Origin of the sequence: Candidatus Aramenus sp. CH1 (assembly GCA_022678445.1) — an archaeon.
Classification (GTDB): Archaea; Thermoproteota; Thermoprotei_A; order Sulfolobales; family Sulfolobaceae; genus Aramenus.
Map to the genome: position 1 here is coordinate 26,861 of JALBWU010000012.1, position 8,728 is coordinate 35,588.

The 8,728-nt window shown below is 43.5% G+C and carries 12 protein-coding genes and 2 tRNA genes; 9 read left to right on the forward strand and 5 right to left on the reverse strand.

Annotated features, from left to right (window positions below):
• The first annotated feature begins 16 nt into the window (after positions 1–16).
• On the forward strand, positions 17–448 hold the full coding sequence (locus MPF33_09855; protein MCI2415525.1) for a NusA-like transcription termination signal-binding factor: 432 nt from the start codon (positions 17–19) through the stop codon (positions 446–448).
• A gap of 10 nt (positions 449–458) precedes the next feature.
• Positions 459–899 carry a 30S ribosomal protein S12 gene (locus MPF33_09860; GenBank protein MCI2415526.1) on the forward strand — a complete coding sequence of 147 codons (441 nt, stop codon included), beginning with the start codon at positions 459–461 and terminating at the stop codon, positions 897–899.
• Between the two features lie 10 nt (positions 900–909).
• On the opposite strand, the gene MPF33_09865 is transcribed toward MPF33_09860, so the two are convergent.
• Positions 910–1,365, reverse strand: a complete 456-nt coding sequence (locus MPF33_09865) for a DUF151 domain-containing protein (GenBank protein MCI2415527.1) — start codon at positions 1,363–1,365, stop codon at positions 910–912.
• Between the two features lie 83 nt (positions 1,366–1,448).
• Here MPF33_09865 and MPF33_09870 point away from each other — a divergent pair, with 83 nt between their 5' ends.
• From MPF33_09870 to MPF33_09900, 7 genes are all read left to right on the forward strand, one after another.
• Positions 1,449–2,030: a 30S ribosomal protein S7 gene (locus tag MPF33_09870; GenBank protein MCI2415528.1), complete on the forward strand. Its 582-nt coding sequence runs from the start codon at positions 1,449–1,451 to the stop codon at positions 2,028–2,030.
• Positions 2,031–2,089: 59 nt separating this feature from the next.
• On the forward strand, positions 2,090–3,397 hold the full coding sequence (gene tuf / locus MPF33_09875) for a translation elongation factor EF-1 subunit alpha (protein MCI2415529.1): 1,308 nt from the start codon (positions 2,090–2,092) through the stop codon (positions 3,395–3,397).
• A gap of 22 nt (positions 3,398–3,419) precedes the next feature.
• Positions 3,420–3,728 carry a 30S ribosomal protein S10 gene (rpsJ, locus tag MPF33_09880; GenBank protein ID MCI2415530.1) on the forward strand — a complete coding sequence of 103 codons (309 nt, stop codon included), beginning with the start codon at positions 3,420–3,422 and terminating at the stop codon, positions 3,726–3,728.
• Positions 3,729–3,755: 27 nt separating this feature from the next.
• Positions 3,756–3,852: transfer RNA gene (locus MPF33_09885), tRNA-Ser, on the forward strand.
• A gap of 132 nt (positions 3,853–3,984) precedes the next feature.
• Positions 3,985–4,059: transfer RNA gene (locus tag MPF33_09890), tRNA-Asp, on the forward strand.
• Positions 4,060–4,388: 329 nt separating this feature from the next.
• On the forward strand, positions 4,389–4,766 hold the full coding sequence (locus MPF33_09895; protein MCI2415531.1) for a hypothetical protein: 378 nt from the start codon (positions 4,389–4,391) through the stop codon (positions 4,764–4,766).
• A gap of 104 nt (positions 4,767–4,870) precedes the next feature.
• Positions 4,871–5,695: a hypothetical protein gene (locus MPF33_09900; GenBank protein MCI2415532.1), complete on the forward strand. Its 825-nt coding sequence runs from the start codon at positions 4,871–4,873 to the stop codon at positions 5,693–5,695.
• A 563-nt stretch (positions 5,696–6,258) separates the two neighbouring features.
• Here the strand turns inward: MPF33_09900 and MPF33_09905 are convergent.
• The 4 genes from MPF33_09905 to MPF33_09920 form a co-directional block, all read right to left on the reverse strand.
• Complete coding sequence (locus MPF33_09905) at positions 6,259–7,614, reverse strand: ATP-binding protein (protein ID MCI2415533.1); 1,356 nt, start codon at positions 7,612–7,614, stop codon at positions 6,259–6,261.
• Between the two features lie 233 nt (positions 7,615–7,847).
• Complete coding sequence (locus MPF33_09910) at positions 7,848–8,120, reverse strand: transposase (protein ID MCI2415534.1); 273 nt, start codon at positions 8,118–8,120, stop codon at positions 7,848–7,850.
• The gene (locus MPF33_09915) at positions 8,093–8,284 is read right to left on the reverse strand and encodes a hypothetical protein (protein MCI2415535.1); all 192 of its coding nucleotides are present in this window, start codon (positions 8,282–8,284) and stop codon (positions 8,093–8,095) included. The genes MPF33_09910 and MPF33_09915 overlap by 28 nt, the downstream gene beginning before the upstream one ends.
• Positions 8,281–8,436 carry a hypothetical protein gene (locus MPF33_09920; GenBank protein ID MCI2415536.1) on the reverse strand — a complete coding sequence of 52 codons (156 nt, stop codon included), beginning with the start codon at positions 8,434–8,436 and terminating at the stop codon, positions 8,281–8,283. Before MPF33_09920 ends, MPF33_09915 begins: the two co-directional genes overlap by 4 nt.
• Positions 8,437–8,728 lie beyond the last annotated feature (292 nt).

An 8,728-nucleotide genomic window follows, 5' to 3' on the forward strand; every position in this document is an offset into this window, starting at 1 on the left:
AAGAGGTGTTGTGTTTTTGCCCGAAATAAAACTCACGCAAGAAGAAATGAATTACATGTCTTTGTTCCAAGACGTGACGAAAGTAACGGTAAAGGACTGCATAATAGACAACGAAAACAACAGGATAATCTTTCTGGTTGACCCAACGTTCATGGGAATCGCAATAGGTAAAGGTGGAGCTAACGTAAAGAAGCTAAGGAAGATTATAGGCAAGGACATAGAGATAGTTGCTTACAGTGAGAACTTGGAGGAACTGGTGAAGAACCTAATGGCGCCGGCGAGGGTGAGGAGCGTTAAAGTCGTGGAAAGCGACTCAAAGAAGGCTGTCTACATAACTGTGGACCCCCAAGACAAGGGTTTGGCAATAGGTAAAGGAGGCAAAAACGTGGTTAGGGCCAAATTAATTTTAAAAAGATACATGGATATAGACACAGTAGTAATAGTCTAGGGGTGCAAAATTGCCGGGTAAATCTCCGAAAGGTTTGTTTGCAGCTAGGAAGTTAAAGCTCAAGAGGCTAAAGTTTAGGTGGAGCCAAAGGTCCTTCAAGACAAGGATGTTACAGCTGAAGAAGAAGTTCGACCCGCTAGAGGGTGCTCCAATGGCAAGGGGTATTGTGCTTGAGAAGGTAGGTATTGAGTCCAGACAGCCTAACTCTGCCGTGAGGAAGTGCGTGAGGGTTCAGCTGGTAAAGAACGGTAGGGTAGTGACCGCCTTCGTTCCAGGAGACGGTGGCGTCAACTTCGTTGACGAGCACGACGAAGTAGTAATAGCAGGGATAGGAGGTACCCTAGGAAGGTCGATGGGAGACTTGCCAGGGGTCAGGTATAAGGTAATAATGGTGAACGGCGTATCTCTTGACGCGTTATACAAGGGTAAGAAGACCAAGCCAGTCAGGTAAACTGAAGGGATTATTTCCTCTCTTGTTCTCTGTCCCTTTCTTGCTCCTCTACCAGTTTCCTTTTTACAAATATCGGCTTGTTAGTGATCAAGGCTAGATATATGGCGTGGCTGGGTATCATCCTTTTCTGGATTATCACGCCGTCGAACTTCAGCTCTACTGTAGCTACGTAAACAGTGTCTATCATATCGTCTATGACTACCTTGTTTATGTGCTTCGCCAGTTCCTCAGAGATCTCTGGGACAAAGGAGAGAATGTCGTAGATGGTCTCTCTTTTATCTAGGCTTATGCTTTCCTCGCTCTGCTTCTTGATCTTGTTTATGGCCAGCACGATCTCCGCGGGCACGTAAAACAGGTTAAACTCCCTGCCGTCCTCTAGGTAGCACACAATAACGGTTACCCCGTTTAGGGGGTAAAAGAACGCGTCCACGTTGTTAACCCTTATGTAGTCGCTCTGCTCAGACATTGATATATTATACTCAAAAATAACTAATAAACGAACATGAATAGATATATAACCTCCTTTTGTATTAAGTCACAAGAACAATTATGGAGAACGAGCTAAGCAATCTGGATGTAAAGATATTTGGTAAATGGGACACTAAGGTCGAAGTCAGAGACCCCAGCCTAAAGAAGTACATCTCGCTGATGCCAGTATACTTACCCCACTCTGGAGGTAGGCACGAGCACAGGAGGTTCGGCAAGTCCAGGATTAGTATAGTGGAGAGGCTAATTAACGAGATGATGAGGCCTGGCAAGAACAAGGGGAAGAAGATGTTGGCGTACAACATTGTGAAGGCCGCGTTCGAGATAATAAACGCCAGGACAGGCCAGAATCCAATTCAAGTACTTGTGAGGGCAATAGAGAACGTAGCCCCCAGGGAAGAGGTAACCAGGATAATGTACGGTGGTATAGTCTACTACGTGGCAGTCGACGTCTCCCCTCAGAGGAGAGTGGACTTGGCTTTGAGGCACTTAGTCGAGGGAGCCAGGTCGGCCTCATTTAACAATCCGAAGCCCATCGACGAAGCACTGGCCGAGGAGATAATTGCCGCGGCGTCCGGGGACACTAAGAGCTACGCATTGAGAAAGAAAGAAGAGATAGAGAGGATCGCTTTAAGCTCAAGGTAAATAGCTAAACTTTTATTAATCCTATCACACTAAAATGCGTTGAGGAGTGTGTAAGGGAAATGTCTCAGAAGCCACACCTTAACCTAATCGTCATTGGTCACGTAGACCACGGTAAAAGCACTTTAGTCGGAAGGCTACTAATGGAAAGAGGATTTCTAGACGAAAAGACCATCAAAGAGGCAGAGGAGGCTGCAAAGAAGTTAGGGAAGGAGTCAGAGAAGTACGCCTTCCTGCTGGACAGGCTGAAGGAGGAGAGGGAAAGAGGCGTAACCATTAACTTGACCTTCATGAGGTTCGAGACCAAGAAGTACTTTTTCACGATCATTGACGCTCCAGGGCACAGGGACTTCGTGAAGAACATGATCACAGGGGCTAGCCAAGCGGACGCGGCCATACTTGCGGTCTCAGCTAGGAAGGGCGAATTCGAGGCCGGAATGAGCGCGGAAGGGCAGACCAGGGAGCACCTAATCCTGGCCAGGACAATGGGTATTGACCAGATCATAGTGGCAGTAACCAAGATGGACGCCACGGAGCCTCCATACGACGAGAAGAGGTTTAAGGAGATAGTTGACGTAGTGTCCAAGTTCATGAAGAGCTTCGGCTTTGACATGAGCAAGGTCAAGTTCATTCCAGTTGTCTCGATCACCGGAGAGAACATTACCCAGAAATCAAGCAACATGTCATGGTACAATGGGCCCACCCTAGAGGAAGCCCTAGACATGTTGCAGATCCCACCGAAGCCAATAGACAAGCCCTTGAGGATCCCCATTCAGGAGGTCTACTCCAAGTCCGGCGTAGGTACAGTCCCAGTGGGAAGGGTAGAGAGTGGAGTATTGAAGGTAGGTGACAAAGTAGTCTTCATGCCAGCTGGGAAGGTGGGAGAGGTTAGGTCTATTGAGACCCATCACACTAAGTTGGACAAGGCAGAGCCCGGCGACAACATAGGGTTCAACGTAAGGGGAGTAGAGAAGAAAGACATAAAGAGGGGAGACGTGGCAGGCCACACCACCAACCCACCCACAGTAGCAGACGAGTTCACAGCCAGGATAATCGTCATATGGCACCCAACCGCCATAGCTGTGGGCTACACCCCCGTCCTACACGTCCACACAGCCAGCGTAGCGTGTAGGGTTTCAGAGATTGTGGCGAAGATCGACCCCAAGACCGGTAAGGAGGCTGAGAAGAACCCGCAGTTCATCAAACAAGGCGATACTGCAATAGTGAAGTTCAAGCCCATCAAGCCGCTGTGTGTAGAGAAGTACAACGAGTTCCCACCACTGGGCAGGTTCGCTATGAGGGACATGGGCAAGACCGTCGGAGTAGGAGTAATCACTGACGTAAAGCCAGCAAAAGTGGAGATCAAGTAAGGTTTTTTACGGTGTTGTTTTTATGCCCACAAAAGCGAGAATAAGGCTTTGGAGCACAAACGTCAACGACTTGAGCTACGTTGTTAATCAGATTAAGGCGATAGTAGACAAGACGGGAATAAGCATGAGGGGACCAATACCTTTACCTACCAAGAGGATGGAGGTGCCGGTGATGAAGCTGCCACACGGCGAGGGGAAGAAGAAGTGGGAGAAGTGGGAGATGTCGATCCATAAGAGGGTCATTGACATAGCCGCTGATGAAAGAGTAATGAGGCAACTTATGAGGGTCAGGGTTCCGGAAGACGTTTACATAGAGATAGAACTTATATAAAGGTCCCTTTCATATTTTTGTTATAGTGCCGGGGTGCCCGAGCGGACCAAGGGGCTGGCCTGGAGATTCTGCCGGTCAGCCAGTGGGGGTCTTCCCTGCGCGGGTTCAAATCCCGCCCCCGGCGCTGTTTTTAATTCTTTTTTATTGAAAATTCAATTGCATATGTAACGTGATGGTATAGAAGGAAAGATTTAATAAAGTGAAGGGGTAACAACAGTGAGTAAACTTTAAATAACCACTGTAATAATATTAGTATGCCGCAGTAGTCTAGCCCGGTCTAGGATGAGGGCCTGTCGAGCCCTTGACCCGGGTTCAAATCCCGGCTGCGGCGCCTATTCCTAGTAAGTTATGTTTCTTAAACTCGTTGTAAGTAGTTTAGGCTTATAAAATAAGCTAATAGAGCTGAGTAGTTTCGCTTTTTAGATGTTGAATTGTACTTTATCTTTTTTGGATCAGTAACTGAGATTTTAGGAATTTGTGTTCTGACAAATTAGTTTTTATACACTTCAATTAAATAAGCTTTAAAAACTATTAAAGCTACTTATATTTACATCTCAGCGGCAACAGGAAATTGAACAAGCATTAAGTAAATTTTCGAGTACAACTGAAACGAGCGGTCTAATAGGAACTATAATAGCGGCCCTTACGACGATAGGCATTTTGACGCAAGCTGCTCCAATTCCCAAGGAAGCAGAATGTGATGTAAGCAACTATAACGAAGTTAGGAATAACAGATTTTACGAATACGTTCCTGCAGTTCTGGTGCCTGGTAGGATAGTAAAGAACTTGAATAATCAAGTAAATCAATGGTATGAAGAGGCTTATAACGACTTTCAATCGAGCAGACTCGACGGTGTAAGAGACTTAATAAATAAGCTTTTTAGGCACGGAATTCTGGTTAAGGTTCCCTCTCCAACGCGAGATGGATTTAAGGATGTCCTATACTACGTTGGAGGAGTACCGGACTATTCCATATCTTCTCAAACTAGCAAATGGGAGGTTTTCCAAAGCGGTGTCAATTTTCGGTCCAAATATTAGGAGTTTACTACAACAGTGGCCTTACACTGGAAAATTGGGCGTAATACCTCTAATAGCTAGCGATTTAGATAGATATAGAGCTAATCCGCCCCATAAGGAACTGTATGGGAATAAGCGCAATAAATATAAATATTATGACTGTGTATAATTATTATCCCTCACTGCTTCATGATATAGCTGCGAGTTCATTTATCGTAAGAATTCCGCCATATCATTATGATCAACACAGACACTACGAGATTACTAAAGATTGGGTAGGTTTCATCACTTATGCCTCCAACATAGTCAAGATAGCTCCAACTCCTGCAATTTTACTTGGAATCCCAGAAACTGGAATTACAGCTCCCTTCTTGATAGCGCCAAGTTTTGCAGATTCTGAAAATGTTGTAGGATATGACTTTACGATACGACTGCCTAACGGTAGCACAAAAGATGTAGCGCTCGAAAAGATTGGGGACTCGTTAGTAGGTTCTCCAATATTCTCAGCTACAAATTGTGATAACCCAACATCATGCGATAAGTTGGCCCTATATGGCTTTGTGAATAACGTAGAGATAATTGCCCAGCCAACTAGTATTAACATAGGCAATATAATGACTTTAGCTCAGCCTGGCGTTAGCATACTTTCATATACCTCTCCTCCAAAAGAATGGACCTATGCTGAACTGAAGAAGTTTGCGGTTTCCCAAGGAATTAACGAGCAGACCTTTGACGATTGGGTAGCACGGATAATATTTGCCTCAGAGCTGTTAGAAAAGTTACTGGAGCAAGGTGTTGAGAACGCTTACAGCATAGTTTCAAACCTAGAGATTACTGGCAACATGATAACCCAAGGCGTTGAGGCAGTTGCAAAGCAAGTAGCCAACGCTGCAAGTCAAATAACTACTGGCATAGATGATGTTGTTGACTTTATTGAGAGGCTTTTCTAACGGCGTTTTCTAGTTAACGCTATAACTCATGGCGTAAATGTTCTTTATTGAGGAAGTTGCCAAATTTTTATCGATACAAAAATTCTTTCTAATCCTTATTCTTCCCCAACGCAATGACGTGTTCGTAACTGAATGTCAACTACGCTTTAAGCAAGCGTTAGTTATAGTCTTGTTAATTGAAACTTTGAAAGCTAATACTTCTTGTTGACTAGACGTGTTCAACTGAGAGACTCACTGTTTACGTTCAAAACGCTTAAGCACATCTGTGATTAAAGGTAGTTCATGTAGTGCAATCTACGTAAATAGCTTTACTTGACTATTTGGCAAATTCTTCGTTCTGAAACCAGTATCCATAACACCATGAAGCAAACCATCACTTCTCTTTCATTAGGACTCTTTTGCTGAAACTTGAAGTTTTCAGCCATCCTTTTTTACATGGTTTAGCCTTCGACTTTTTTCAGCAGTTGTCGCAATTTAGCTTCACGCCTTACCACAAGAGCTCCGTTTTCCTCTTTACACGCTTTAAACTTAGCGTAACTAGCTCTTCGCTGTTTCGAGTAAGCTTAACTATATTTCATAACCGTTTGAGACAGCTTATTAAGGTCAAATACCACATCAGCATCACAGTTCTTGAAAGATTTAGCGAACACTCCATAATACTCGTTCTTTTTACCTTCTTCATTCAATTTGCTCATAATTTTCCTCATTTTATTAATCAAAGGTTTGCACTCTACGTTATCCGACCACTTAATTTCCGCCATAAACAATACTTCCTTTCCCTCAGCTATTACGTCCACCTCCTCTCCCTTGTGTAAGTACTTGCCTACATATTCAAATTTAAACGGTAATGGGATTAGCTTTTCCTTTATTAGCTCCCTTATCAATTTCTCAAACTTTAAAGAGAAATACTGCCCCAAGTTAATCCTTTCCATAACCTCTTTAACTCTATCAATCTCTAGATCGCTTATGTTTTCGTACACGAACTTAAACCAGAAATCAAAGAAGTTATCCTTAATTTCCCACCATCCTCTCTTCATTCCATATGGTATCACCCTTTCCACAATCTCGTTCTCCTCCAGCCTGTCTAGATAGCTTGTCAAGTTACCCTTATCTAAGCCTGTTACTTCTGAGATTTTACTTATCGTGTTATAGCCTTGAGAAATGGCCCTTAGTACGCTAAGGTATACTCTTTGCTCCTTAAATTCTTCCCTAAGAAGGTAGAGAGGTTCGTCGTATAGTACGTTACCTTTCTCCATTATTTTTCTCCTTATGTTTTCCTCTATGCTGAGACTAGGGTCAAGTTGAAGAATGTAAAAAGGTATTCCGTCAACTACGCTCCAAATCTTTATTAGCTCTTCTATGTTCTTGCCGGGGAAAAAACTAGAGAGAACAGGAAACGGCAATTTACTTAACTTCCAACTTCCTGTCCTTCTTCCATAAAGCGGTGACCTACTTGACAATACTTCATTCTCCATCATCCCCACGCTAGAGCCTGTGATCAGTAAGTATAGTCTGGTTGAACTTAGTTTTTCGTCCCACGCCCTTTGCACTTGGGAGATAACGCTTTTGTCAGCTTCAGTCAAATACTGGAACTCGTCTATCGCTAGAACAACCCTTCTATTGCTGATCTCATCACCGAAGTAAATTAACAGCTCATCCAAGGAGACGTTTAGCGATATAAAGTAGTTTTTACCAGTGAGGCGTGCAAACGCTTCTTTAAGTCTCTTAACGTTATTCTGTATCCCATCATTGGTAGATAAGTGGTATATTGCTTCTTTATCTTTGATGAACTGCTTAACCAATTCTGTTTTCCCAACTCTTCTTCTTCCATAAAGAACAATCAGTTGGGCTTTATTTTCTCTGTACTTTTCTTCAAGGAACTCTAGTTCCCTCTGTCTATCGATAAATTGTTGTACCACGAAAATTATAATCTAGATACAACTTTTTTAGCTTATATTTTAGGCTGTTAAACTCGAAGTCACTACATTAATTACCTAAGAAACCTCTATAAAGCGATAGAGAACCACACTGTATTTCCAAGATTTAATGAGAATAAGGAAGTTAAAGCTTACTAGCTTGTGATTGTTGTACTTTCCATTGTATGATCTGGCCTCCTCCCCTTCCTGCGAGGGTTCTGCATAGGTCTAAGGCGTTACTCCCCCTTAAGGGAGATACTCCGTGATGTGAAGAGAAAGGAAAGAGCCAAAGCGTTGACAATCTTCTTCACTCCTAGTTTCATAATGTTTAACGCACTGTTGACGTCGCTGTGAAGTTTACGACCAAAAGGACAGCTAACGACACCCCTGGGATTTCTGTCAACCTTAACGTTATGGAAGGCGTAGAGCCGCGAGGTATTGTACTCAACAACTAGAAACGCGATTATGCCGTACTCATTCACTATAGCGCCAACTTGCGATAAGACCAAATTTGAAGTGAGCTTGTTACCCTTATCCTAGGAATGAAGTAAGGATAGCCCAAGTAAACCGTGGAGACACCAAAGACCACAAAGTCTTGGTGAGGTGAGAGGCTAAAGTTCTGTAAATGAAGAAGCCCACGGTAAAGCCTAGTGACTCTTTTCCTTTCCCTCAACACCTCTTCCCTATCACTTCTTGAACCTTTTCTGTCTCGCTCTTCAACTTGTCAAGCTCAGCTATCTTTTTCTGAAAAGTAAAAGTAATTGCTCTTAACTGCTGAACCACGGTAAAATAGAACAGTACGTTCTCAACCACGACAGTAGCCAACGCGTTTACGCCAAGGTCAATTGACGCAATCTTGTCACCTTTAGGCTTCTCAACTTCTCTCTTTCGCCGTGAACGACGAGAGAGTTCTTCATTGGCTTACGCTTTTCTTTGCGGTGGTTCTACCAACGTCAACGAAATGTGGGCGTAAAAGTTGTTGCCTTCAACGCGAATTTCTAAACGTCCTTGTGCGCCAAACCACCTTAACCTTCAAAGGGCATCTTCATTTCCCAATCCTTCAGAAAGATGACGCGTTTTTCCTCGTCAACTTCGTAGCGATCTTGCCTAACTACTA